Here is a 24,823-nt window from a genome sequence, read left to right as displayed (position 1 = left end):
GACATTCAAAAGGAGCGAATATGACGGAACAACTCGCGACCCCAACCAACATGATGCCAAAAGGGCTGATCAAAGGTTGGGGGTTGATACTGATCGCCGCTTTTATTTCTTATGGGCTCTATCAAGTCTTACCCTATGATGAAAACGCCAATAAAGGGTTGGCATTACTTTGCTTTATCGGCATTCTATGGCTGACTGAGGCCATCCATATCACGATTACCGCCCTATTGGTACCCGTACTCGCGGTTCTTCTCGCGATGCCTATGGCTAAAGGCGATGAGCTTATACCAATCACAACACAAGCGGCATTAGCTACATTTGCAGATCCTGTGATTTTTTTATTTTTTGGTGGCTTCGCATTAGCGACCGCGCTGCATATTCAAAAGCTCGATAAAAAAATTGCGATGTGGATCATCTCTATGTCTGGTGGTCATCTCGGCATCTCTGTAATAGCGATTTTTGCTGTAACAGCACTTTTATCTATGTGGATTTCAAATACGGCGACTGCAGCAATGATGCTTCCACTTGCCCTTGGTTTACTTTCACATTTAGATGTCAGTCGAGATCGAAAAACATTTGTTTTTATCCTGTTAGGTATTGCCTATTCTGCAAGTATTGGTGGCTTAGGGACCATGGTTGGCTCTCCACCAAATGCAATCGCGGCTAAGGCTTTAGACTATGATTTTGCAGATTGGATGAAAATCGGTTTACCGATGATGCTGCTCATTTTACCTGCCATGCTCTTGAGTCTCTATCTGGTACTTAGACCTAAGCTCAACCATAAAGTCCAATTTGTGACTGAAGATATCCCTTGGACAGGCACTCGAATTGCAACAATGATATTGTTTGTCTGCACAGCTATCGCTTGGATCTTCAGTAAAAAGCTCACCGATACTTTTGGTATCACTCAACCTGATACCTGGATTGCTGTGTTAGCAGCATGCTTGGTCGTGATTATCGGTACTGCAACATGGAAACAAGTCGCTGAAAATACGGATTGGGGCGTTTTATTTTTATTTGGCGGTGGTTTAACCCTCAGTGCAATTTTAAAAGATTCAGGCAGTTCATTGGTGCTTGGTCAAACCCTAGCCAATGCCTTTGGTGATGCCTCCCCACTCCTCATTATTTTCGTCGTTGCTACGTTCATTATCTTCTTGACTGAATTCACCAGTAACACTGCATCTGCTGCACTGTTAGTACCAGTCTTTGCAGCGATTGCAGATCAAATGGGCATGCCTAAGGAAATTTTAGTTATTGTGATCGGCATTGGTGCTTCTTGTGCATTTATGCTTCCTGTTGCGACACCACCAAATGCCATCGTATTTGGTACCGGACATATTCAACAGTCTGAAATGATGAAAGTCGGATTCGTCCTGAATATAATGTGTATTTTCATTGTGTCACTATTTATCTATTGGTTCTTTAGCTAATTTAAAAAATGTTCAAAAAGAAAAAAGCACGATATCGTGCTTTTTTCTTGTCGATTCAAAGCCAGTCTTTTATTTATTTTGCAACACCCAACCAAGTGAATTTTTGTGGTACGGCATCTAGCTTGAAACTGCGTTCAATCTTGGCGGATTTAAGATCAATCTCATGAATCTGTTTCGTCACCACATTATTGATGAAAACACGATCTTGCTGACCATGCGCAATCAGCACTGCCTTCGCGATTGCTTCTGAACCTTGCTCAATCACTTGAATACGATGTTTCACTGTCCAAGACTCAGTATCTAAAATCACCAATTGCCCCAATGAATCGAGTATCACGAAATAATCGCCAGATTGGCTATACGTCTGCTGAAGACGTTTCACATTGGTATCTTTCTCAGTCCATGGAATTTGTTGAATCAGCTTATTTGCACCATTGATAATGAATAAATCAGGTGTAGCGGACGCCAATCCAACTAGCTCTTTTGCATTAGCTTGGCCAACGACTGTACCAATACGAACGTCCAACTTAATCTTCGAGTCTTTAAAAAGACCTGCAACACCATGCTCGACAAGCAATACGCCATCTTCACAGCCAAATGCACTATAACCTTTAACCGATGAAGCACCGTGCAAACCTGGACACGTATTTTGTAAATTATTTTGACCATGGAAATGATCACCATGCAGTTCGTAATTTCTCACCACACTTGCTAATGTTTCGCCTGATCCTGAATATGAACTCAATACATACTCACCCAACGGTTCAGCTACGCCATGATGTTTAAATGGCAGCTTTTGCGATGCCACATTTTTTGAAGCGATTCCTGCATCTGTAAATACATCAAATTTTGATGTTTCAGTCTCGCTACCATCATAAAAAATAGCAGCCTGCCCATTAAAATTCCGATAATGCGTAGGTGCAGCACCATTGAGTTGGAAGTTCAATAACTGAGGCGCAGCAGTTCCCTTATCACTTAAACCGCTGTCATAAAAATTAACAGTGCCACCAACTCGATCCATCAAGATGCCATAACGTGTACTTGGACTGCTATGTAACGCAAATGGCATCGTCTTCAGTTGTTTAATATCGATGACTTTTTGCTGTTCTAAATCGAATAAACTCAATTCTGGTCGATCGACTTGATCATTGATGATCAAAAGTCTCCCCTCTTGATTTACCACAGTTGTTGGTTTTTCAGGCGGATTATTCTGATTTGATTTGTTGTTATCACTACCACCACATGCTGTCAGTAAAATAGCTGAAAGCAAAATGCTGATCTTTGGTAATTGGTTTTTCATGGAGATCATCTCTTATTATGACAATACATTACATTTGAAATGTTATAACATAACATTTATAACATAGTGATACAGAGATTCAAAGATTTATTCATTATCTCCGATGGAATATTCCCAATGAGACGCCAAAAGTTAAAGTAAAAATGAAATCAACTGAGGTTTATTTCCTGCCATCTGATTAAAAACTTCGACATCTAGGAAAGAACACTACAAATGTCGTTCTGCTCCAAGTATGCAAACTTTTTAGCAATTGAGTTGGCCGCACAAATTTATGGACTAACCTTTGCCACTCCCTGCTAAAGTCCTTATAATTGAGCGCAATTTTTCTCTAATTTTAAGTGGATGACCATGAGTCGCGCCATATCGCATATTGATACTTTCCAAGGCTTAATTCTTGCCTTACAAAACTACTGGGCGGAGCAAGGCTGCGTCGTGTTACAGCCTTACGACATGGAAATGGGTGCAGGTACATTCCACACTGCAACTTTCCTACGCGCATTAGGGCCTGAAACTTGGAACGCTGCATACGTTCAACCTTCACGTCGTCCGAAAGATGGTCGTTATGGTGAAAACCCAAACCGTTTGCAACATTACTACCAATTCCAAGTGGTACTTAAGCCAAACCCAGACAACATCCAACAGTTGTATCTTGACTCGCTTAAAGCGATCGGAATTGATCCCTTGGTACACGATATTCGTTTCGTAGAAGACAACTGGGAATCTCCAACGCTTGGCGCGTGGGGCTTAGGCTGGGAAGTATGGTTAAACGGCATGGAAGTGACTCAGTTCACTTACTTCCAACAAGTCGGTGGTGTTGAGTGCTACCCTGTTACTGGAGAAATCACTTACGGCTTAGAGCGTCTTGCAATGTACTTGCAAGGTGTAGACTCAGTTTACGATTTGGTTTGGACTAAAGGTCAGTTTGGTACAGTGACTTATGGTGATGTATTCCATCAAAATGAAGTTGAACAATCCACTTATAATTTTGAATACGCACCTGTTGATAAACTGTTTGAACTCTTCGACTTCTATGAAACTGAAGCAACACGTTTAATCGAAGCAAAACTTCCACTTCCTGCGTATGAGCAAGTGGTTAAAGCGTCGCATAGCTTTAACTTACTCGATGCGCGTGGTGCGATTTCTGTGACTGAACGTCAGCGTTATATTTTACGTGTACGTACATTGGCGCGTTCAATTGCAAATGCTTATGTGGCTGCACGTGCGGAACTTGGTTTCCCAATGGCAGAACCAGCATTACGTGATGAGGTATTGGCACAGTTAAAGGCACAAGTTGAAGCAGAAGCAAAATCTGAGGAGAGCAAATAATGTCTAAACATACCGTTTTGTTCGAATTAGGTTGTGAAGAACTTCCACCAAAAAGCCTTAAAAAATTACGTGATGCACTACAAGCTGAAACCGTAAAAGGCTTAAAAGATGCAGGCTTGGCTTTTGATTCTATCGAAGCATATGCAGCACCACGTCGTCTTGCACTTAAAATTGTCAACGTTGATGGCGCGCAAGCGGATACTCAAAAACGTTTTGATGGCCCTGCGAAACAAGCTGCATTTGATGCTGAAGGTAACCCAACTAAAGCGCTTGAAGGCTTTATGCGTGGTCAAGGCATCACGGTTGATCAAATCTCGACTTTCCAAGCAGGTAAAGTTGAAAAAGTTTGTTATTTGAAAGATGTGAAAGGTCAAAGTCTTGATGCTCTTTTACCGCAAATTTTACAAACCGCTTTAGACAACCTTCCAATTGCAAAACGCATGCGTTCTGCGGCAAGCCGTACTGAATTTGTACGTCCTGTAAAATGGGTTGTGTTGTTAAAAGACAACGACGTTGTTGATGCAACCATTCAAGATCACAAAGCAGGTAACGTGACATTCGGTCATCGTTTCCATGCACCTGAAGCAATCACGTTGACTCATGCGGATGAATATCTTGCGAAGTTAAAAGCTGCTCACGTTGTGGCATCTTTTGAAGAACGTCAAGCAATCATCGACGGTCAAGTCAAAGCATTGGCTGATGAAGTAAATGCGATTGCGATTGTGCCTGCGGATCTACGTGACGAAGTCACAGCACTTGTAGAATGGCCTGTTGCGCTTCGTGCAAGCTTTGAAGAACGCTTCCTTGCGGTTCCTCAAGAAGCATTGATAACGACGATGCAGGACAACCAAAAGTACTTCTGCTTAGTGAATGCTGACAATAAACTTCAACCATACTTCATTACTGTCTCAAATATTGAGTCGAAAGACCCGACACAAATTATTGAAGGTAACGAGAAGGTTGTTCGTCCACGTTTGTCTGATGCTGAATTCTTCTTCTTACAAGACCAAAAACAACCGCTTGCGTCTCGTAAAGAGAAATTAGCAAACATGGTCTTCCAAGCAGAATTGGGTACGCTTTGGGACAAATCGACACGTATTGCAAAACTCGCTGTTGCTTTAGCGCCAATTACAGGTGCAAACCCAGCTGATGCTGAAAAAGCTGCCCTGCTTGCAAAATGCGACTTAACCTCTGAGCTTGTAGGTGAATTCCCAGAACTTCAAGGGATTGCGGGTACTTACTACGCACGTCTTGAAGGTGAAAATGACGAAGTTGCAGAGTCTTTAGGTGAGCAGTATTTACCTAAATTCGCTGGTGACGTTTTACCAAAAACCAAAACAGGTACAACGATTGCTCTTGCAGACCGTTTAGATACCTTGACGGGTATTTTCGGTATTGGTCAAGCACCGACAGGTTCTAAAGATCCGTTTGCGCTGCGTCGTTCTGCGATTGGTATTTTACGTCTAGTGACTGAAAATGAGCTTGATGTATCAATTGAAGACCTGATCAAACTTGCACTTGCTGCGTATGGCGATGTATTGAAAGATCACAATAAGACTTTAAACGATGCTGTTGCATTCCTTGAAGGTCGTTACCGTGCGAAATACGAAGACCAAGGCGTTGCGGTTGATGTGATTCAAGCGGTTCAAGCGTTATCACCAAAATCACCTCTTGATTTTGACAAACGTGTAAATGCAGTGAATCACTTCCGTGCATTACCTGAAGCTGCTGCCCTTGCTGCTGCCAACAAGCGTGTTGCCAACATTCTTGCAAAAGAAGCTACGCCTGAAGGAAGCGTCGTTGAAGCTAACTTGGTTGAAGATGCTGAAAAAGCATTGTTTGCTGAACTTGCGAAAATCACGCCTGTGGTTGAGCCATTATTTGCTGCGAAAGACTACACTGCTGCGTTGTCTGCACTTGCTGCTCTTCGTGCGCCTGTAGATGCATTCTTTGACGGTGTGATGGTGATGGCGGATGACGCTGCGCTTAAATCAAACCGTTTATTGATGCTTGCACAACTGCGTGATTTGTTTACGAAAGTAGCTGATATTTCTGTACTTCAACACTAAGTTGAATTTGAAATAAGCTCAAAACCCTGCTAGAACATAGTGGGGTTTTTTATGAGTTATAAGAATGAAAATGATACAAAATTTAAATATTATCAAAGCATTCATTAAAGATGAAAAAAGTCTTAATGAATTATGTTGGTGTGGTTCTGAAAAAAAATTTAGGGATTGTCATTTAAAAAGAAAAGAGCAACGTAGTCTTAATCAATTTCAAATAGCGAAAAATTTCCAGAAAATAGATCAAAATTTCAAATTATGTTTATTTAATTCAGAAGCTAGTCCCTGTCAGGGAATCATCAAAAATGCTCACTCAATTTCTAAAAAATTATTTCTAGATAAAATTTCACACAACAACCATGTTTGCAGCATAGAATTTGACTTTAAAATTAATAAGGCAACTGTAAAAAATATTGGAATTAATCAAGCTTCTACTTTCTTTGGATTTTGTAACTTTCACGATAACATTCTCTTTGAATGTTTTGAAAAAAAAGAGTTTACTGGCTCACCAGAACAATTATTTATGTTGGCCTATCGTTCATTGTGTTTAGAAATATTCAAAAAAAAATCCGTTGAAAAAAAATATTTTGCTATGAAAGATTTTATAGATAATGGTGAAAATATCGAAATACAGTTTTTTAAACAGTTAGAATTGAATAAAATTATTTCAAAAAACAAAAACTCAATAAACACTCTTGAAAAAATTAAATCCTTATTAAATAATCATATAGTTGATAAAAAATTTACACATTTAGATCATTGCATAATAAGTTTGAATAAAATTCAACCAATATTAGCTAGCACACTTATTAGCCCAGAGTTTGATTTTAATTCAAATAAACTTCAAGATTTAGCAAGTACCAATGAAATTAAAAACCTATTTATAAACAGTTTAATAATAGATAGTAGAGGCTTTATATTATTTAGTTGGACAAAAGAGGATAGGACTTATGCAAAAAAAATATTAGATTCTATTTTGCTTAGCGACTCTATTGAAAAATCATTAACGACATTATTTCTAGCCTATAGCGAAAATATTTTTCTTGATCCAAGTCATTACTTTTCTTTCGATGAAAATGATAAATTAGAATTTAATAAAATCATTAATTATCATAATGATTTCGATAAAACGCCGCCTCAAAACAATCTAAAATCGAATATGTTTTCATATAATTCAATAACTTACTTTATAAATTAAGTCCTACTATAAAACTCTGTCATCTGGCTATAGGCAATCTTGTTTCAAATTCATATACTTAAATCCATACAGATCAAAATATAAGAGCGATGATGAAAATCCAAACTTTAGTTATTTCAACTTTAACTTGTTTAACCCTAACAGCCTGTTCAACTTCTCCAACCAACCCCAATGCTCCTATCGTATTAGAACAACACAAAAACATTGCTGTTGCACCTGAAACTCAACACAATATTGCTCGCCTCATTAAACAAAAAGACAACTGCCTCATTGAATTTACAGGCAACTTTGAGACAGGCAAAGCTACTGAATACTGGTTCTTCCAAGGGGAAAAACTGATTTCAGCACATTCAAATTTAGATGCAGATGTCGAAAACAAACAGACCATATTTGATATTCAAGATTCAGTAAAACAAGCCAATTTCAACGCGCTAAAAAACCACTTTAAAGCGCAAAATCTTCAACAGTGTGAACATTTCTAAGACGCTAAAAACCATTCATCTGATCATTCATAAACTAGGACAGCACAATTGGCTAAAACCAACTGTGCTTTTTTTATAAGTGGGGAGTATAAAGTGACTCGACCAGTGCCAAGTCTCACAAAAGATAGGTTTGAGTGAAAGGCTATCTCAGGTAGTTTCACATAAGATTAAAAAATCGAATGATGCAAATTTCAATCATGGCTTGGATTTGATTATACCTAAACCGTAAAGTGGCCATTTATGATTAGGTTTAATATTATTCACAACCATCGCAATCAATACTAAAGCCACAGATCCTAAAAGCACAGGAAATATGAGGAAATTCCATCCATAGCTGATTGAATCTGCTGTTAATAAAATGGCCAATGGATTTGCTCCAGCTGGAGGATGCACACATCTAAAAAATTGCATTAAGGCAATCGCACACCCGACTGATAAAGCTATAGTCAAAATCGAATCAGGAAAAAACTTAAGAAAAAATAGACCGATAAAAGCAGAAATAAAATGACCGAAAATCACATTTCTAGGTTGAGCTAATGGCGACTGTGATACTGCATAAAGAATTACACAAGTTGCGCCAAAAGGCGCCATGATATAAATATTTCCCGATAATTTACTCAACAAAAGTAGCAAAAAAATACTAATTGTTCCTCCAATAAAGCTTCGAATCATTTCGTGCGGTTTAGGAAAAGCAGTAAGTTTTTCTTTTCCTTCAAAAATTGAAAGCATACTGATATCGCCTTTTTAATATTGTTTTGAAAGCATAATACAGATAAAATAAAAATAGTACAGATCTGTACTATTTTTATTTTCAGGATTGCAAGGATGTCAAAATCAGCATTAAAAATTCTTGATACAGCAGAAAAACTATTTAACCAAAATAGCTTTGTTGGCGTAGGTGTAGACTTAATTCGAGATCAATCAGGGTGTTCGAAAACCACGATGTACACGTACTACAAAAATAAGATGCAGTTGGTTGAATCCGTTCTCAAAGCTCGTGATGAAAAATTTAAAGAGAGTTTGTTTCAATATATCGGCAAATCAGAAGGTCTTGCTGCAATAAACAAAATTTTTGATTGGCATATGCAGTGGTTTCAACAAGACTCCTTTAAAGGATGCTTATTCGTTAGAGCTGTTGCTGAATCGAACCAAGATGATAAATCTATAATCTCAGTTGCTCAAAATCATAAGCAATGGATAAAAGAATTAATATCAACACATTGCTTGAATATGGGCCGACAAGACTTATCCGAATTAATTTACACACTAATAGAAGGATTAATTAGCCGATTCTTGGTAGATGGATTTGATCCTCAACTTGGTGCTCTGATTAAGAAAAATATAAATCATCTATTAGAGGAATGACTTTGATTTAAAGCTACGCATATTTTGCCTAAATCAGTTTTGCTTCAGATATCAAAGTAAAAAAATTTGATTAATCACGATTTTTTCATAAAGGTGAAAGTCTCACATAGCGCTGAGTTTCTACAGTTTCAATAAAAGCTCCTGATTGGCATAAATGCTCACAATTTATATTTTTCTTTAGAAATCAGATAGAAGAAATATCTTCTAAATTATGATTAATATATATACAGTTGTATTTTTTAAACTGACCCAATCAATATTTTTTTATATTAAAAATAAAATACTTAATCAAAACATCATTGCCAATCCGACAAACAGCAAGACCCCAACTTGTTAGTTAAACTAAACAGTGATACAACATCAAAGCCTAATCTGAATTATCTTTTTTGATCAGATTAGGAGACATAAAAATAAAAGGAATGGAACGATTTTGCTTTATGCATATTTCATTCTTCACTCAAGCACTACTAAAAAAATGAAAAACAAAAAGGAATTATGTAATGAAGTTGCTAAATTCTTTCTATGCTGCTGTTGGCATCGGTGTCACGATACTTGCGACCACCATTGGCATAGCGAATAAAACAATTAATCCAACTCCAAATGTGACACCAGACTTAAGCTATTTAAGTCCTCAACCCGACCCGGTGACCTCCCCAGATGTCACACTCCCAGGTACTCCCGTTGCATTAAAAAACACCCGACTCGGAACTAGACAATCTCCGAGTCAACCTCAAGTCCCATTACTTTCCAATGCCAATGCTCAATGGCAATTGTATGATCGACCTGCTGAATATCCTAAGTCGGTGACCTTGCCAGCACAGTGGATTACCATGCGTGATGGAACGCGAATCGCCACTTATGTCACGCTCCCTGCGGATGAGTCAGGTCGTCCTATCAATGCAAAATTCCCTGTGATTGTTATTCAAACGGCCTATAGCGCAGGGGTTGCAGGTAAGGTTTCAGCAATAGCAGGTGGTGCAGACCCTGAAATGGTGAAACGTGGCTATGCAACAGTCGTTGCAGATGTTCGCGGAACAGGTAACTCTACAGGCAAGTGGGAAGCTTTTGGCAAAGTCGAACAACAAGATGCATATGAAATTATTGAGTGGTCAAGTAAACAAAGCTTCTCTGATGGAAATGTCGGCTTATATGGCGTTTCTTATTTAGGAATCACTGCGATGCTGGGTGCAGCGACACAACATCCAGCAATCAAGGCAGCGTTCCCAATCGTACCTATGGGTGATGCGTACCGCGATATTCTTTTCAATGGCGGGCAGCTAAATACGAACTTCATTCCACTTTGGATGAGTTTAATTACACTGTTGGGTACTTTACCGATTGATACCTTGGTGCAAGACCCGATTACTGGAAAACTGACCGCACTCGACAAAATTATTAACAGTACAGAATTCCAAATACCGCTTTTTGCCAATGCTCTAAAAGGCAAAGCTGATGCATTTGATAATGACTTTTGGCAAGAAAGATCGCTGTTAGAACAAGCCAATAATATTGAAGTTCCGACTTTTATTGTCGGGGGAACACGTGATTTGTTCCAACGCAGTGAACCGCTTTGGCATGAAGCATTAAAAGGTCATACAACTGTTAAAACCTTCATTGGCCCTTGGGCACATATTCAAGCAGCGCAACTTTTCCCAAGTTTGCCTAAAGGTAATGTACCGCGTTTAGACAAAATGCAACTTCAATGGTTTGATCAATATTTAAAAGGCATCAACACTGGCGCTGAAACTCTACCTAATGTCACACAATGGGTGCACGGTTATGAAGATTATGTCGTCAGTACGGATTGGCCGCATGTAGCATTAGAACCTGATCGTTTATTCTTAAATACACGTGGAAACCTTGCAAAAGATCGACCAACGTCAAGCTCTGGTGAAAACTACTTATTACAAGCACCAACTTTCGGTTTATGCTCAAGTACCGTTGAACAAGTTCTCATTGGTGCAACGTCTATCCTACCGTTCCCATGTCTGGAAAATAGCAACTTAGCGAATATTCCTGCTTCGGTCTTTAACTCAGTACCTTTAACTGAAGACTATTATTTAAATGGGCCGATGCAAGCTGACTTGTGGATTTCATCCAGCTCTAAAGACAGTGGTTTAGTCGTACGTGTATCCGATGTGGACCCAAGAACGGGCAATGCTAAAACATTAAGCACGGGTATTATCACAGCGTCCATGCGTAAAGTTGACGAATCACGTTCTCGTTATATCAAAGGACAAATGATTCAACCTTGGCATACATTTAAAGCATCGGATATTGAGCCTTTAGAAAAAAACAAGCCAGTCTTGGTCAATGTTGAGATTCCAGCAACTGCTGCGCTTATTCCTAAAGGACATCGTATTCAAATTTCGGTGGTTTCCAGTGATGTATGGAAAGGCGTTGCCCCATTACCAAGTTTAACTTCATCGCTTTTGGGATCGATTTCGATCTATTCGAATTCACAATACCCATCCAGCGTGGTTTTACCAAAAGTCCCGACTCAATATCTGAAGCATTGATTTTTAGATTTCTTATAGACAGCGTCTGAGCATGAATCCTTGCTCAGACTTTTTTTATGTTGAATATATTGGTTTGATCAACACCTGTCTTAGAATCGGAGGATAAACTTTACTTTTAATTTTGTTGTCCACGATCGAATGCACACAATGTAGTGTTGTATCCTAAAAGCCTTTAAGCGATACAAGATGAATAAAAATTGTAGCTTTAGTCATTAAAACTGCCGAAGCACAACGTTACGGATACATTTCAACATTGAAACAGCCCCATCGCTCATGTAGTTTGCTTGGAAACTGATAAAAAATTCAAAAGTTTTGTACAGATGAGGCGATTGAGTCACAGCGCCACCCATACAGAACCGAGAAGAGGATCCTTCATGAACATAATGAAAACGATGCTGGTAAGTTGTATTACGCTAAGCTCAGCAACTACATTTGCTCAAGACTCTACTTTAACAGGCAACAATCCTGCTTACGGTGACAATCCAAATTTAGCCAAAGTACTTGCAGTCAAAGCACAAGAGACTTTGCAAAATACAGCCAACACCGTTGATGATGCGACCAAGCGTGGTATTGCTAAAATCAAACCATCCGTCGATTCAGCTTGGCAAAACACCAAAGAATTCACCAATGAAAAAGCGATTGCATTACGTGACGGTGCTCGTCAAGGCGTGGATACAACTGTTAAATCTGTGCAGCATGCTAAACAGAACCTCGTCGGTGCAGGTGGTGTTCCCATCGAAAGAGGCAGTTTGAGTCAACCCAACCCAACGACAGCACCTGCTGTCATAGCCTCCCCGGCTCCAACTACTGCATCGGTCGCTTTACCCGTTCAAGAAAATTCAGTCAACCTTGAAATTGCGCAATCAGCCAACACCACGCTAGCAAGTCAAACTCAAGCACCTGAAGCAGAACCGACCATTCAGCGTCAAAGTGTTGCTTTACCTAATAGTGGAGCTACCACCTCTAGTCCAGCTGTAGATGACAGTGATGCAGGTGTCCCACGTTAAACCCTGTCGTTTTATTCAAACCTAAGTGGAGTTTATTTATTAGGTTGAGTTTATTTATATCTCTTCAAGAAAAAAGGTGCTTCTCACAGCACCTTTTTTTATTGCTTAACTTCAGTTGACTTGACGGATCGGCTGACCCGCTTTAAATGCAGCTGCGTTTTCCTGTACTTGTTGCACAATGCGTTGACGTGCTTCAACGCTTCCCCATGCACTGTGTGGTGTAATAATGAGATTAGGGATATCCGAATTCAATAACACATTGCCTTGCTGAGGCGGTTCTATACTCAATACATCAGTCGCTGCCCCTGCGATTCTCCGATTTATTAATGCTTCCGCCAATGCTTGTTCATTCACAATGCCACCACGGGCACAATTAATTAAATATGCACTTTCTTTCATTAGACTAAATGCTTCTGCATCAATTAAGTCGCGTGTTGTTTCAGTTAATGGACAATGTAAGCTAATAAAGTCTGATTGACGCAGCAAGCTTTCTAAACTGACACGATCAGCGGCTGCAGGTCGTCCTGGTAAATGAGCCACAATCACCTTCATACCAAAGGCTTCAGCCAATTTCGCTACTGCTTGACCAAGTTCACCATAGCCCAAAATCCCTAAGGTCTTACCATTCAATTCAGCAATGGGGAAATCTAATAAACAGAATTGTGATGCTTTATTCCATTCACCCGCACGAACTGCACGATCATATTGAATAAAAGACGTTGCCAAGTTGAGCATCAACATCATGGTATGTTGAGCTACAGCGGCAGTACCATATGCCTGACAGTTACATACCACAATGTTTTGAGCTTTTGCTTGGATTAAATCGACATTATTGGTGCCTGTGGCCGAAATTAAAATTAATTTAAGCTGCGGTCGTTTTTGCATCATGTCTGCCGTAATCACCACTTTATTGGTCACCACCACATCTACATCCGCAATGCGTTCAAGCACTTGATCTGGATCAGTGCGCTCAAAGAATGTTACCTCATCAAAGATTTGATACCACCCCGAAAAATCTAAATCATTCTGATCGAGAGAGAATTGATCCAAAAAAACAGCTTTCACGTTGAACCTCAGCAATATTTATCTGCATTTCGACTGCAAGATTTTCATGATAATTCAACTGATTGTAAGCTTAATTGTAAGTCAACAATAGTTGATTTGACTGGTTTTTTGTCTCAGATTGCGTCGTTGCTGCACGCTGTGCTTTTAGGGAAAATTGATCTTCTTTTAGTGCATTTAAATATGCAGTCGCCAAACGATACGCCTCTTCACAAATACGTTCAGAAATCCGATCTTCTGTGTAATAACCATGTTTCATACAAGTAAAGATCATTTCAATAATGATCAACATACTGTCAGGTTGTTGCGGTAAATAATCATCTACCCGAATTGCTTTAAGTGCATCTCTTAAATCTTGACTGAACTGTTTGAGTTCCATTTGATGACGTAAATACACTTGTCGGTTCAGTGGACCTGACAATATTAATAATCGTGCCACAGCAGATTCATTATAAAACTTGGCAGTGGTTTCAATCACAGCTGCAGCCACCATTCGACCATAAGCCGCCATACTTTCGTGCGGATGTTCGCGTATGACGTTTAAACCAGCTTCCTTGAGCAAGCTTACTAGTTTCTGCAAATGCAACTGTGCCATATGATGCAACAGATCATATTTTGTCGGAAAGAACTGATAAATACTGGCTCTTGGAATTTTTGAAGCATTGGCAATTTCAGGAATTGAAATTGACTCTAAGCCCATTTTAACTAAAAGTTTTTCAGCAGTTTGAATCACCTGCATAACACGGCGATGTGTACGCGATTGTTTTGGAGGATTCATTCCTGTTTCAGTTTTTGCAATTTTCTTTTTATTCATTTGTCCCACCTAAATTCCATTTATATGGGTTTTTTGTGCTCAACAATTAGACACGTCAAAGATGCATGAATATTCCGATATTCATGAATACATCATCATTTGAATCATTCAAATTCGTTATATATTGCCTGATCCTAGCAACGAAACAGAGTCATTCCATCGCTTTCGTTACAAAATAAACACGGGTAAATTTTAAACAATATTACTTTTTATGACAGATTGAGACCTATTACACACTCTATCGTTTTTTACTTAAAGATAAAAAAAGCGCCGAAGCGCTTTTGATCAATTACTGTGAAAAATTCAGCCTTACTCCACTGAAAATTTTTCTGCCTCACCAACAGTATCTGATTCAAAAATACAGCTACCTAACTCATCGCAGTGCATATAGAGATGCTTATAACTGATACTAAAGAAACCTTCGCCCTTTTTCACAATCAAAGGGCTCATATCCGCACTCAGCGCATCATCCATTTTGATCAATTTGGTAACACGGCGATCATTCATACAAATGAGATAGTGCTGTTTTTTAATTTCAATCTGGGCCAATCCAGTACTTTCCACATGTAATGGAATAATATACTTACCATTAATATCAATCACATGTTGTTCATAGCTTTCTAGTTTTTGAGTGATCACGTTAAAGACCAACACTTTGCCAAAGCTGTCATGAAGTTGTGTTTTATTTTCAAACGGCAAATGAATCGAAATACCGAGCTTTTGTAGATCTTGCTCATCAACTCGTTTATTGGTCAGCAAAATACGGGTAATCGTCTGTTTAAGACTGGCATCAAAAAAGCTACTGTCTAGTTGTAGATCGATGGTTTTTAAAATATTACCCAATGCTTCATTGTGAGTGCCAAGCAGATGTGCGATCACGCTTCGATAGTAAAATTTACTGTTCTTTTTAACTGCTCGAATCTGGCGATAAAAGTAGGTTGCATCAAATTCATGTTCAATAAAATCATGCAATAACGCAGAATTTGCTAATACAGCAACCGCATCATGGCCTGTATAAGGTAAATGTAATGTATTGAGTTGAGGAATAAGCGGCTTGATCTTTTCATAGTGCTCGCGATCTAGATCAAAGTAAGGATCATAAACCACGATATATTCTGCATCGGACGCAATATCTGTCGCGTCAATTTGCATGTCAGCATTGACGTTAGGATCGTAAAAATCAGTATAACGGCGGTCTTCAATTTCAGCAGGATTAATTGAATATTGTGGCACCATAGAGACCACACGTGCTGCGCCCAATAACTTACTGTACTTAATCGCTGCGTAGCCGCCCATAGAACCACCATAAGCCACGACACGCTGAAATTGATTCAACAAAGGCGATATTTGCTCAATTAAAGCTTGCATGCTCTGTGATGGGAACCATGACTTTTGTTTTGGCATGATACCAATGACATTGTAGTCATATTTGGCTAAGGATTTTTCAGCATTAATGGCATTGCCTTTGGCACGACTGATCAAGTCACCAAAAGAGAGAACCAATGTTTCTGTTGTTCCTTTTAAATAAATTGCTCTAATGTGTTCGTCTTCAAATACTATTTGCTTATCCATTGCAATTCCGAAAAAGGGTTCTCATCATCTGGTTTGCAAAATGAATCAATCGTTCACTTGCTTACATCACATTGTCGGTGTCATATTTTATAGATACTGTTCAGATTAAAAAGCGCAAAATATGACACATTCACTTCATCCTGCTGCTGAAAATGGTTTTAGTTCTGCGGCTGAACTTTATCAACAAGTCCGACCAAATTATCCACAGGCTATCGTCATGTGGTTGAAAGATGAGTTGAATATTCATCCTGATGCAGTTGCGATTGACTTAGGTTCGGGGACAGGAAAATTCCTGCACTATCTAAAACAAGTCACCTCGAACATAATCGCCGTTGAACCGATTCCAGCAATGCTCGAACAATTGAAAATAGTACATCCTGAGGTGAAGACACTACAAGCATCAAGCCATCAAATTGCGCAATCAACGCATAGTGTTGATGCTATTTTATGCGCACAGTCATTTCATTGGTTTGCTGAACGCCAAACATTGCAAGAAATACATCGCCTTCTTAAACCTCAAGGACATTTAGGTCTAGTCTGGAACCAACGAGATATCTCAGTGGATTGGGTCAAAGCATTGGCGGATTACATCGAACCTTTTGAGTCCGATACGCCACGCTTTCACAGTGACCAATGGCAAAATGTATTTCAGCAGCAAGAATTATTTGAATACCAAAGTTTAAGCACCTTCACTCAGCATCAAGTCGGCAGTGTTGAACAGGTCGTCAGCAAACGACTGTTATCTACCAGTTTTATTGCGGCAATGTCAGCAGCAGACCAAGCAAAAATGAAAACAGTATTTGAATCGATCGTATTTGAACATACGGGACTCATGCCCCATGATGAGGTTTCCTTTCCTTATATCACTTATGCCTATCACTATCGTGCGCGATAAACTAAACTTAATCTCGATCATTCATTAAAAAAACCAACAGAGGATTGACTCTCATGACGGCAAATCTTCACCCTATTCGACTTTCGATATTTGCACTCTGCCTGAGTATACCTTTCATGCTCATTGGATGCCAAAAAACAGAACAAAACCCTCAGACCGAACAAAAAGAATCCGTTGATCCATCCGTTGAATTGAAAACACAGATCGAAGCTCAGCCGATCAAATCGTTTGAATCTACTCCAAATGACGCACATGACGTTGCTTTGCTGAATCAATATGATCAAAGTTTTGAGCAATTAAGTGATGAGCTAGACGCAGAACTTCAGCAATTAAAAGCAGATGGCAATTTAAATGCGGATATGGAGTTCCAACGTAAACGAGATCTCATTCAGTCCTCCCTCAATATGTTGAAAGACTTAGATCTTAAGACGGAACAAGGTAGATATATTCAAGGCTTATTTTATCAATACTGGGAAAATCAGATTGAGGTCTATCAAGAGCTCGAACAGTCTCCCGAAGATGAGCTTCGAAATCCTAAAGATGCAATTCGAAATATGAGTGATTATTATACTGCGAAAGCCCAACTCCAACATTGGAGTCAAAATACTAGTGTCACGAAAGAACAATAGCGTACATAGTAAAAGTACAGCACAATTTTAGAAACGGTCTTCTGCCTGCTTAAGAAATACGTACTCGACATTGCCACGATGTTGGGGCATCTGTTTGAGTACGGTCTTGAGCAACTTCCCAAGGTCGCACATACGCCAATTCAATGAGTTCCTGACCAGGCTTTAGCGCAGTCAGCTTCACTGTCTTTTCACCTCCAACGCCTACCATCACTTTTGATTTTTCAGTCGCCAAATATTGTTCTTCAACTTTAAAGAGATGAAGCGGTTGCATAATTTGCCATTGATAACCCGTACTTGGATTTTCTGCTGCATTAAATTCTAAGGTTTCACCCACTTTCATCACCAATAGTGCAGGACAATTTTGCTGATCAGTATAGTGATGGGACTCCGCTTGCACTTCAGAGACTGGATTTTGACATGCGGCAAGACTGCTCCCGAGTACGCCAATACATAAACTTATCCATAAGGATGTCTTGCCAACGCTCATGATCCACACTCTCTCATTTATCTAATGATCAAAACTTTGAGCTGAAAATCATTTCAAACTCATCAATATCAAATCCTGTTTAAATATTGCGCTTTTCTAACCATTCAATCGATTCGACGCGAATTAATTTGCATGCACCATCGCCGATACCATTCCAATCCAAAGCTGACTTCCACACCAAATCTTTGGCATTGATTTGCACCAATTCCCCTTCTAAGCGCACCAGATCACCGCGTTGAACTTTCTTAATCTCTTTCGCAACTTCTGGATTGGCTGGGATAATGTGCATGTTACTCACCAACTGTGTTGCTAAGCGTGGGTGAATCGGTGGTTTTGCCATTTTCCAATTTAAATAGCGGTCATACTGATTAATCGAAATTTGTCGTGCTATTTCAGGTTCTGTGAAAATACCGCGGGTCACGGCATAGTCGATGGGTGAAAATTGGGCTTGCGGATCATCGGTATATTCTTTTGAACCAAGAATACGAAATTCCCCTTCAAAAGGTTCCAGTACCGAAATTTTTTGATCCGCCGAAGCTGGTGGTAAACCATTGGCAATATTAAAGTCGCTCGACTTCACACTGGCAGAGCTATAAGCCGAAACACCACCAAGGGCGATACATAATGCGAGAACTAACTTTTTCAACAGACATCCATCCTTCTTTCTAAGTGTCAAAAACAACTCAACAGCAGCACATACATCTACTATGGACAACATCCGACTGAATTGTATTTAACCTAAATCTATATGATCTATCTTAGAACTTCATTCTGAAAAGGAAATTGATGAACAGTAACAATCTATCGTGATTTAGTCACAATTTTGTCTACTGTTAAAAGTGTATTCAACGTGTAAAATAATCGAATAATGGAAGATGTTAAGAACAAAAATGATCTATAAATTTTATCAGCAACGAGTATTCCCTCATATTCTGAATCAAGTCATGCAGTTACCAAGTATGATGGATAGCAGACGCCGTCTTCTGCTGCCGATTCAAGGTGAGGTATTAGAAATCGGTTTTGGTACAGGAATTAACCTGCCATTTTATCAAGCTGTGGACAGTCTCTATGCGCTTGAACCGAGCCTAGATGTATACAAATTAGCTGAACAACGTATTCAAGATGCACCGTTCCATGTGGAACATGTTCATGCTAAAGCGGAAAATTTACCATTTGAAGATCAATCTATTCAACATGTCGTCAGTACATGGACATTGTGTAGTGTGAGTCATGTTCAACAAGTTCTACATGAAATTAAACGTGTATTACGCATCGGCGGCACTTTGCATTTGGTTGAACATGTTGCTTACGATGCACAACAGCAAAAGAGTTTAAAGCGTCTTCAAGATCTTTTCACGCCAGTACAGAAAGTGATTGCTGATGGTTGTCATTTGAACAGAAATATCGAGCAAGCACTGCTTGATGCTGGCTTTGAGATTTCTGAACTCGATTATTTCGAAGCAGAAGAAGTGCCCAAAGTAGGTCGTCGCATGATGCTTGCTCGCGCGACTAAAACCAACTGATCACTTCTACGTAGTGGATGAGTGATCCAAGCTAGTCTTAAAAGTCGATACGGATCGTCTCAAAACGCACACGCCCTTCGGCAATTGCATTCGCAATTGCCGTCTGACCTTTGGTGAGCCGTGCTCCACCACTTTTAATGTCAATCAATACAACTTCAATATCTTCTGCTACGCCATCGCCATCACGAAAATCTGTATATCCATCAAATACCACATAGTCGACAGGATCACCTAAGAATTTAGCATCACTGGGTAAATATTGAAATTCAGGCATAATCGGTGCTAATTGTTCAGCCATTTTACCTTTCAGTACCGCACGACTGGTATTTACACTGCGTTTTTGAGCAGCAGCTAATGCGTGTTGATGCTCAAGTTCAAGCTCTGCAATATATTGTTCATATTCTGCTTTGATACGGCCATTGCGGGTTGAGCTCAACATCATTGTGGTGATTACCACGCCAATACAGGCGCCTATTAACATTGCCATCCAAATGGACATTGACGTTCTCTATGACTTGTTATGCGGACAATTTAAACAAGAACTAAACTTTTGTCATGTATGCGCGTTTTGGCTGATTTTAATGCTAAGCTAAGATCAGACCTTATTTGAAGCATGTATAATTTTAAACTCATGAAAACGATACTGATTGCCAACCAAAAAGGTGGCTGTGGAAAAACAATTTCTGCGATTACGCTGGCGACAGCACTCGCACAGAAAGGTTATAAAGTTGCATTGGCTGATGCGGACAATCAAAAATCTGCATTGCAATGGTTAAAGCAGCGCCCAGAATCAGCAACACACATTCAAAGTTTAGATTGGCGTCATGAAAAATCGATTGGTGATGCTCCGAAGAATCTTGATTATCTGATTATTGATGCTCCAGGCGCATTAACAGGCGAACACGCAGAACAATTAATTGCAGAATGTCATGCAGTGGTCACACCTCTGCAACCTTCTTTTTTCGATATCGACAGCACGCGTCGCTTCTTAAAACACATCCATGACATTAAACGTATTCGAAAAGGTAAAGTTCAAGTTCATTTGGTGGCAAATCGTGTCAAACCAAATAGTCAGAGTGCTCAAGAGATTCAACAGTTCTTTGCCAAGATTGATCAACAACCTGTTGCTTGGATTTCTGAACGAACAGCTTATGGTCAATTGGCGATGCAGGGTCTCAACATTTTTGATAAAAATCAAAAAACTTATTTATCAATACAACAACAATGGCAACCCTTGTTAGATGTTTTAATTGATGATCCAAGTGATTGGTTCTAAATAAAGAATCCAGATTGTCGTCGCACTTTTTTTTCATTTTCATATATGATGTTAAATGCATACTCGAAATGAATCAGATGTGCGGCAGATACGTTTGAAAATCAAGAATATAGATCAGAGACTTTAGTGCAAGATTTTAATCCAACTTTACAGCGTGTACTTTTATTTGGCTTGTTTTTTATTCTGCTTTATTTGGGATATGACATTGTCAAATACTTTATCGTACCTGTGTTATGGGCTTGTATTATCGCCTATATGACTTGGCCTTTATACAAACGTATTCTCGCTTGGTGTGGTAATCGACCTACATTGGGTGCGTCTGTTATGACGTTCTTATTGGCACTCGTTGTCGGTTTACCGTTCACCTTTGCTATCTTCTTACTTCAACATGAAGGCCGAAACTTATTCTTTGATTTACAGCGCCAACTGGCTTCTGGTCATATCACCGTTCCTGACGTGATACGTGAGTTACCCATTGTAGGTAAAGAAGTGTCTCGAATTGTACGTGACATCAATGCCGACCCAAATGCACTTTTCAGTAATATTAGTGTATGGATTCAAGGACATCTAAATTACGGTAAATTCGTGATTAGCGAAATTACCAAAAATTTTGTCAAACTTGGTTTTGCCATGCTCTCTCTATTTTTCTTTTACCGTGATGGACAAACGATTGTTCAACAGGTCAGTAAAGCGATGGAGAAAGTCATTGGTCCTCGTATCCAACATTATATCGACACGATCTCTGAAACGACGCGTGCGGTGGTATATGGTGTTGGTTTGACTGCCGTTGCACAGTCAATATTGGCAGGAATCAGCTATTACGTTGCTGGGGTTCCAAATCCAATGCTTTTAACCATTATGACCTTTATCATGGCGCTAATTCCTTTTGGTCCTCCAGTGGCATATGGCGCTGTTTCACTGTGGTTATTTTCACAAGGTCAGACCGTTGAGGCGATTGGCGTAATGGCTTGGGGCGTTTGTGTGGTGAGTACAGCCGACAATGTCATTCGTCCTTTGGTCATTTCCGGGGCTACTCAAATTCCGTTCTTATTGATCATGTTTGGTGTACTGGGGGGGTTAGCGAGCTTTGGTTTAGTTGGACTCTTTATTGGTCCTGTAATTCTCGCCATTCTTTTAGCCATTTGGCGTGAATGGTTACATGAAACACTGGAACCTGAGCCCGTACCTAAAGCCACGATGGCCTACGACCAAGACAATGAAACACCACTCTCATAAGTGGTGTTTTATTTTTACTGATAAGAAATCTATACAATCAAATACTTAAATCGTTCTTGTTGCTAAATGCCAAATTTGTTTCAATGCGTTATCACTTACATGGAACAAGGATAGAACAGCATGCAAATGCAATCGAAAGTTTCAGCATTCAAAATTTCTATGCTCAGTGCATTGCTGAGTTTAAGCTTTGTAGGATGTGCGGCAACGCAAAATATATCTGCATCCAAAGAATCCAACACTAAAATCCAAACCATTCCTGTAAATGCGGTGAGTGCTCAAGGAGTTCATGATCAAATTGGAACGATTAGCTTCCAAGATAGTGACAAAGGTCTTGTGATCACAACGGGCTTAACTAAATTATCACCTGGATATCATGGGTTCCATATCCATGAAAAAGGCTCATGTGAGCCTGCTGAAAAAGATGGAAAAATGGGTGCTGCGCTTGCCGCTGGTGGACATTACAATCCAAATCAAGCGCCTGGGCATGGTACGCCAAACGATGGTCATCTAGGTGACTTACCAGTGTTAAATGTTGACGCGTCAGGTAATGCAAAAACACAAGTGATTGCACCACGTCTCACACTTGCAGACATTCAAGGTCTATCCATCATGGTACATGCAGGTGGTGACAATTATTCAGACCAACCTAAACCACTAGGTGGTGGAGGTGATCGTGTAGCATGTGGTGTTATACGCTAAGCTACACCCAAGACTCATCAAAGGATTAAGCTCTAGCTTAGTCCTTTTTTTATTTCGCTGATGATCTATAAAATGTTGTGAGTATCACTTCATATTCATCTTTATAGACATGATTGACATATTAGCTTATTTTTAAATCTACTATCATAAAAAACGATTATTATAAATTATATTTCCCTTAAACAATGCGATCTAGTCCACATAGATTCTAACTTTGCTACAACAACGATTAGGTAAAATAGGATGTCTTCTTTTGTGGGGTTTGAGAATGAATATTAAGTCCTTACGTATTATTGGTTTACTTGAAGGGATTTCATTCCTACTACTGCTCTTTTTTGCCATGCCAATGAAATATATGTTAGATCAGCCTATTTATGTGAAATATATTGGCATGGGACATGGCGTTCTATTTGGGCTGTTTTTAGTCGTATTATTTGTGGTATGCGAGAAGCAAAAGTGGTCTATCAATGTATTTATTCTTGGGCTGATAGCTTCCGTTCTACCCTTTGCCCCTTTTATTTTTGATCGTAAACTCAAACATCTCGAACAAATACAATGATTAAAAAATCCTCCACAAGGAGGATTTTTTTATGCTGAAGTGGCTCTTTCTTGCATGATCTGATGAACAATTTTTCTTGGAGCACTAAACCACAGTGCAATAAGGATAAAACAAGCCAATGCATATGCCATCGTGCCATAGGATTCATACATAACGCGTACAATTTCGATCACAACAAAGAATGCAATCATCATAATCATGCCTACTGCGGCAGCAACAGTTCCTTTAGATACCTCAGAAGCATCTAAACTGAAACGATAAAGCACAGAAAAACTACAGCCCTCACCAAAACTGATTAAGGTCATACCGATAATTAAGCACCATAACAAATAATCCTGCCAAATCGCACCAGCCAAAACAATAAGCGTTCCAACCAACATCAACGGCAATACAACTACCACGGTCTTTCCTACTGCATAGCGATCAATAACGCGAATCAGGACAATATTTCCAATAATTAAACCACCCAATACAGGCACCTGTGCATAGCCATATTGCATATTGGTCAGACCGAGCTGTTCGACTAAAATTACAGGTGACATGGCGATCCACAAAATCAGTGGAATTGAGACCATGGGTACAGATAAAGCCAAGCCCATGAATTTTTTATTTTTAAAAATGGCTTTGAAGTCATCCCATACATAACTTAATGGTTGCTTTGGAATACTCAAATGCTGCTCAGGCATTTTTGCTTTAAGACCAAACCAACTTAAGGCTGCTAAAAAGGCAATCCCAATGAAACCCCAATGCCAAGACACATGGTCTATCATAAATGCGCCGAGCACAGGACCAAGTAATGGTGCGATCAATGAAATATTCGCCATTAAAGCCATGACTTTAATCGCATCTCTTTCTTCAAAAATTTCTTGGATGGCAGCATAACCCACAGCTGAAATAATGGTCAGCCCAATCCCTTGTAAAAAACGAAATGTAAGAAATTGCTCTATAGACTGGGTGAATAAAATGAGCAAACAGCAGACCACAAAAAAGAAAACACCTCCAAGGAGTACTTTTTTACGACCTAAGCGATCTGATAACGGTCCTAAAAACCACGCCAAACATGCTCCACCCAATAAAAAGAAAGACATGGATGATGGCGCCCACTCACTGCCTACACCAAACTCACGTGTAATCGTAAGCATCGCAGGTTGTACAAGATCATTACAGATATAGACTGAAAATTCGAAGAGCACCAATGCCAAAGGAAACATAATTGTTGCCCGACTTAAGGTTGCTTTACTCACCTTTTGCATGTTTTTTTCACATGTTTGAATATTTTTTGGAAGCGTAGTTTACGTGAAATGCATCACAATGCCATGACAAAGTTTTGCGTTTTTGTAACCCTGAACTACGAAACAAAGTCTGAAAATTAAACGAAAAT

At 39.4% G+C, this 24,823-nt stretch carries 24 protein-coding genes; 15 read left to right on the top strand and 9 right to left on the bottom strand.

Features of this window, described 5'->3' with window-relative positions:
• Positions 1-20 precede the first annotated feature (20 nt).
• A complete protein-coding gene (locus AC1M9J_RS09280; RefSeq protein WP_481952204.1) occupies positions 21-1,430 on the top strand; it encodes an SLC13 family permease in 1,410 nt (469 codons plus the stop codon).
• A 73-nt stretch (positions 1,431-1,503) separates the two neighbouring features.
• Here the strand turns inward: AC1M9J_RS09280 and AC1M9J_RS09275 are convergent, their stop codons facing one another.
• Positions 1,504-2,730: a hypothetical protein gene (locus AC1M9J_RS09275; protein ID WP_481952203.1), complete on the bottom strand. Its 1,227-nt coding sequence runs from the start codon at positions 2,728-2,730 to the stop codon at positions 1,504-1,506.
• Between the two features lie 348 nt (positions 2,731-3,078).
• On the opposite strand from AC1M9J_RS09275, the gene glyQ reads away from it, so the two are divergent.
• From glyQ to AC1M9J_RS09255, 4 genes are all read left to right on the top strand, one after another.
• Positions 3,079-4,056, top strand: coding sequence for a glycine--tRNA ligase subunit alpha (gene glyQ, locus AC1M9J_RS09270; RefSeq protein WP_035264216.1), 978 nt, complete (start codon positions 3,079-3,081; stop codon positions 4,054-4,056).
• Positions 4,056-6,125, top strand: a complete 2,070-nt coding sequence (gene glyS, locus AC1M9J_RS09265) for a glycine--tRNA ligase subunit beta (protein ID WP_481952202.1) — start codon at positions 4,056-4,058, stop codon at positions 6,123-6,125. Before glyQ ends, glyS begins: the two co-directional genes overlap by 1 nt.
• A 64-nt stretch (positions 6,126-6,189) precedes the next feature.
• On the top strand, positions 6,190-7,317 hold the full coding sequence (locus AC1M9J_RS09260) for an SEC-C metal-binding domain-containing protein (protein ID WP_481952201.1): 1,128 nt from the start codon (positions 6,190-6,192) through the stop codon (positions 7,315-7,317).
• A gap of 92 nt (positions 7,318-7,409) precedes the next feature.
• Positions 7,410-7,799: a hypothetical protein gene (locus AC1M9J_RS09255; protein WP_481952200.1), complete on the top strand. Its 390-nt coding sequence runs from the start codon at positions 7,410-7,412 to the stop codon at positions 7,797-7,799.
• Positions 7,800-7,994: 195 nt separating this feature from the next.
• Here AC1M9J_RS09255 and AC1M9J_RS09250 read toward each other — a convergent pair whose 3' ends face one another.
• Positions 7,995-8,528 carry an HPP family protein gene (locus AC1M9J_RS09250; RefSeq protein WP_481592243.1) on the bottom strand — a complete coding sequence of 178 codons (534 nt, stop codon included), beginning with the start codon at positions 8,526-8,528 and terminating at the stop codon, positions 7,995-7,997.
• A gap of 96 nt (positions 8,529-8,624) precedes the next feature.
• Between AC1M9J_RS09250 and AC1M9J_RS09245 the strand changes: the two genes are divergently transcribed.
• The 3 genes from AC1M9J_RS09245 (at position 8,625) to AC1M9J_RS09235 (ending at position 12,690) form a co-directional block, all read left to right on the top strand.
• On the top strand, positions 8,625-9,164 hold the full coding sequence (locus tag AC1M9J_RS09245) for a TetR/AcrR family transcriptional regulator (RefSeq protein ID WP_481952199.1): 540 nt from the start codon (positions 8,625-8,627) through the stop codon (positions 9,162-9,164).
• 500 nt (positions 9,165-9,664) lie between these two features.
• Positions 9,665-11,683, top strand: a complete 2,019-nt coding sequence (locus AC1M9J_RS09240; protein WP_481952198.1) for a CocE/NonD family hydrolase — start codon at positions 9,665-9,667, stop codon at positions 11,681-11,683.
• 374 nt (positions 11,684-12,057) lie between these two features.
• Positions 12,058-12,690 (top strand): hypothetical protein, encoded by a 633-nt coding sequence (locus AC1M9J_RS09235; RefSeq protein WP_481952197.1) that lies wholly within the window; start codon positions 12,058-12,060, stop codon positions 12,688-12,690.
• 111 nt (positions 12,691-12,801) lie between these two features.
• Here the strand turns inward: AC1M9J_RS09235 and AC1M9J_RS09230 are convergent, their stop codons facing one another.
• The 3 genes from AC1M9J_RS09230 to AC1M9J_RS09220 form a co-directional block, all read right to left on the bottom strand.
• A complete protein-coding gene (locus AC1M9J_RS09230) occupies positions 12,802-13,755 on the bottom strand; it encodes a 2-hydroxyacid dehydrogenase (protein WP_481952196.1) in 954 nt (317 codons plus the stop codon).
• Positions 13,756-13,825: 70 nt separating this feature from the next.
• Entirely contained in the window at positions 13,826-14,566 is a 741-nt protein-coding gene (locus AC1M9J_RS09225) for a TetR/AcrR family transcriptional regulator (protein ID WP_481952195.1), read from the bottom strand.
• 309 nt (positions 14,567-14,875) lie between these two features.
• Positions 14,876-16,138, bottom strand: a complete 1,263-nt coding sequence (locus tag AC1M9J_RS09220) for a hypothetical protein (protein ID WP_481952194.1) — start codon at positions 16,136-16,138, stop codon at positions 14,876-14,878.
• Positions 16,139-16,259: 121 nt separating this feature from the next.
• On the opposite strand from AC1M9J_RS09220, the gene AC1M9J_RS09215 reads away from it, so the two are divergent.
• A complete protein-coding gene (locus tag AC1M9J_RS09215) occupies positions 16,260-17,033 on the top strand; it encodes a class I SAM-dependent methyltransferase (RefSeq protein ID WP_481952193.1) in 774 nt (257 codons plus the stop codon).
• Positions 17,034-17,086: 53 nt separating this feature from the next.
• A complete protein-coding gene (locus AC1M9J_RS09210) occupies positions 17,087-17,662 on the top strand; it encodes a hypothetical protein (protein WP_481952192.1) in 576 nt (191 codons plus the stop codon).
• Positions 17,663-17,711: 49 nt separating this feature from the next.
• Here the strand turns inward: AC1M9J_RS09210 and AC1M9J_RS09205 are convergent, their stop codons facing one another.
• Positions 17,712-18,149: a protease inhibitor I42 family protein gene (locus AC1M9J_RS09205; protein ID WP_481952191.1), complete on the bottom strand. Its 438-nt coding sequence runs from the start codon at positions 18,147-18,149 to the stop codon at positions 17,712-17,714.
• 79 nt (positions 18,150-18,228) lie between these two features.
• A complete protein-coding gene (locus AC1M9J_RS09200) occupies positions 18,229-18,795 on the bottom strand; it encodes a hypothetical protein (protein ID WP_481952190.1) in 567 nt (188 codons plus the stop codon).
• Between the two features lie 244 nt (positions 18,796-19,039).
• Between AC1M9J_RS09200 and AC1M9J_RS09195 the strand changes: the two genes are divergently transcribed.
• Positions 19,040-19,672 (top strand): class I SAM-dependent methyltransferase, encoded by a 633-nt coding sequence (locus AC1M9J_RS09195; protein ID WP_481952189.1) that lies wholly within the window; start codon positions 19,040-19,042, stop codon positions 19,670-19,672.
• Positions 19,673-19,709: 37 nt separating this feature from the next.
• On the opposite strand, the gene AC1M9J_RS09190 is transcribed toward AC1M9J_RS09195, so the two are convergent.
• Positions 19,710-20,171 carry a Holliday junction resolvase-like protein gene (locus AC1M9J_RS09190; RefSeq protein WP_481952188.1) on the bottom strand — a complete coding sequence of 154 codons (462 nt, stop codon included), beginning with the start codon at positions 20,169-20,171 and terminating at the stop codon, positions 19,710-19,712.
• Positions 20,172-20,303: 132 nt separating this feature from the next.
• Here AC1M9J_RS09190 and AC1M9J_RS09185 point away from each other — a divergent pair, with 132 nt between their 5' ends.
• The 4 genes from AC1M9J_RS09185 to AC1M9J_RS09170 all read left to right on the top strand — a co-directional run bounded on the left by AC1M9J_RS09185 (position 20,304) and on the right by AC1M9J_RS09170 (position 23,442).
• Positions 20,304-20,948, top strand: coding sequence for a ParA family protein (locus AC1M9J_RS09185; RefSeq protein WP_180028902.1), 645 nt, complete (start codon positions 20,304-20,306; stop codon positions 20,946-20,948).
• A 126-nt stretch (positions 20,949-21,074) separates the two neighbouring features.
• A complete protein-coding gene (locus tag AC1M9J_RS09180) occupies positions 21,075-22,184 on the top strand; it encodes an AI-2E family transporter (RefSeq protein ID WP_481952187.1) in 1,110 nt (369 codons plus the stop codon).
• Positions 22,185-22,310: 126 nt separating this feature from the next.
• On the top strand, positions 22,311-22,883 hold the full coding sequence (sodC, locus tag AC1M9J_RS09175) for a superoxide dismutase [Cu-Zn] SodC (protein WP_481952212.1): 573 nt from the start codon (positions 22,311-22,313) through the stop codon (positions 22,881-22,883).
• A 268-nt stretch (positions 22,884-23,151) separates the two neighbouring features.
• Positions 23,152-23,442: a DUF3817 domain-containing protein gene (locus AC1M9J_RS09170; protein ID WP_481952186.1), complete on the top strand. Its 291-nt coding sequence runs from the start codon at positions 23,152-23,154 to the stop codon at positions 23,440-23,442.
• Between the two features lie 29 nt (positions 23,443-23,471).
• On the opposite strand, the gene craA is transcribed toward AC1M9J_RS09170, so the two are convergent.
• Positions 23,472-24,695 (bottom strand): chloramphenicol efflux MFS transporter CraA, encoded by a 1,224-nt coding sequence (gene craA, locus AC1M9J_RS09165; protein WP_481952185.1) that lies wholly within the window; start codon positions 24,693-24,695, stop codon positions 23,472-23,474.
• Positions 24,696-24,823: the final 128 nt, after the last annotated feature.

This window comes from Acinetobacter sp. ANC_7588, from assembly GCF_056783995.1.
This window is presented reverse-complemented; position numbering and strand designations above follow the sequence as displayed.

Excerpts from the sequence above, each read along its gene's own strand:
- AC1M9J_RS09185 (WP_180028902.1), top strand. The coding sequence starts at position 20,304 with ATGAAAACGATACTGATTGCCAACCAAAAAGGTGGCTGTGGAAAAACA.
- AC1M9J_RS09220 (WP_481952194.1), bottom strand. The coding sequence starts at position 16,138 with ATGGATAAGCAAATAGTATTTGAAGACGAACACATTAGAGCAATTTAT.
- glyQ (WP_035264216.1), top strand. The coding sequence starts at position 3,079 with ATGAGTCGCGCCATATCGCATATTGATACTTTCCAAGGCTTAATTCTT.
- AC1M9J_RS09275 (WP_481952203.1), bottom strand. The coding sequence starts at position 2,730 with ATGAAAAACCAATTACCAAAGATCAGCATTTTGCTTTCAGCTATTTTA.
- AC1M9J_RS09215 (WP_481952193.1), top strand. The coding sequence starts at position 16,260 with ATGACACATTCACTTCATCCTGCTGCTGAAAATGGTTTTAGTTCTGCG.
- AC1M9J_RS09245 (WP_481952199.1), top strand. The coding sequence starts at position 8,625 with ATGTCAAAATCAGCATTAAAAATTCTTGATACAGCAGAAAAACTATTT.
- glyS (WP_481952202.1), top strand. The coding sequence starts at position 4,056 with ATGTCTAAACATACCGTTTTGTTCGAATTAGGTTGTGAAGAACTTCCA.
- AC1M9J_RS09190 (WP_481952188.1), bottom strand. The coding sequence starts at position 20,171 with ATGTCCATTTGGATGGCAATGTTAATAGGCGCCTGTATTGGCGTGGTA.
- AC1M9J_RS09255 (WP_481952200.1), top strand. The coding sequence starts at position 7,410 with ATGAAAATCCAAACTTTAGTTATTTCAACTTTAACTTGTTTAACCCTA.
- AC1M9J_RS09195 (WP_481952189.1), top strand. The coding sequence starts at position 19,040 with ATGATCTATAAATTTTATCAGCAACGAGTATTCCCTCATATTCTGAAT.
- AC1M9J_RS09260 (WP_481952201.1), top strand. The coding sequence starts at position 6,190 with ATGAAAATGATACAAAATTTAAATATTATCAAAGCATTCATTAAAGAT.
- AC1M9J_RS09170 (WP_481952186.1), top strand. The coding sequence starts at position 23,152 with ATGAATATTAAGTCCTTACGTATTATTGGTTTACTTGAAGGGATTTCA.
- AC1M9J_RS09225 (WP_481952195.1), bottom strand. The coding sequence starts at position 14,566 with ATGAATAAAAAGAAAATTGCAAAAACTGAAACAGGAATGAATCCTCCA.
- craA (WP_481952185.1), bottom strand. The coding sequence starts at position 24,695 with ATGCAAAAGGTGAGTAAAGCAACCTTAAGTCGGGCAACAATTATGTTT.
- AC1M9J_RS09240 (WP_481952198.1), top strand. The coding sequence starts at position 9,665 with ATGAAGTTGCTAAATTCTTTCTATGCTGCTGTTGGCATCGGTGTCACG.
- AC1M9J_RS09250 (WP_481592243.1), bottom strand. The coding sequence starts at position 8,528 with ATGCTTTCAATTTTTGAAGGAAAAGAAAAACTTACTGCTTTTCCTAAA.
- AC1M9J_RS09235 (WP_481952197.1), top strand. The coding sequence starts at position 12,058 with ATGAACATAATGAAAACGATGCTGGTAAGTTGTATTACGCTAAGCTCA.
- AC1M9J_RS09205 (WP_481952191.1), bottom strand. The coding sequence starts at position 18,149 with ATGAGCGTTGGCAAGACATCCTTATGGATAAGTTTATGTATTGGCGTA.
- AC1M9J_RS09280 (WP_481952204.1), top strand. The coding sequence starts at position 21 with ATGACGGAACAACTCGCGACCCCAACCAACATGATGCCAAAAGGGCTG.
- sodC (WP_481952212.1), top strand. The coding sequence starts at position 22,311 with ATGCAATCGAAAGTTTCAGCATTCAAAATTTCTATGCTCAGTGCATTG.
- AC1M9J_RS09210 (WP_481952192.1), top strand. The coding sequence starts at position 17,087 with ATGACGGCAAATCTTCACCCTATTCGACTTTCGATATTTGCACTCTGC.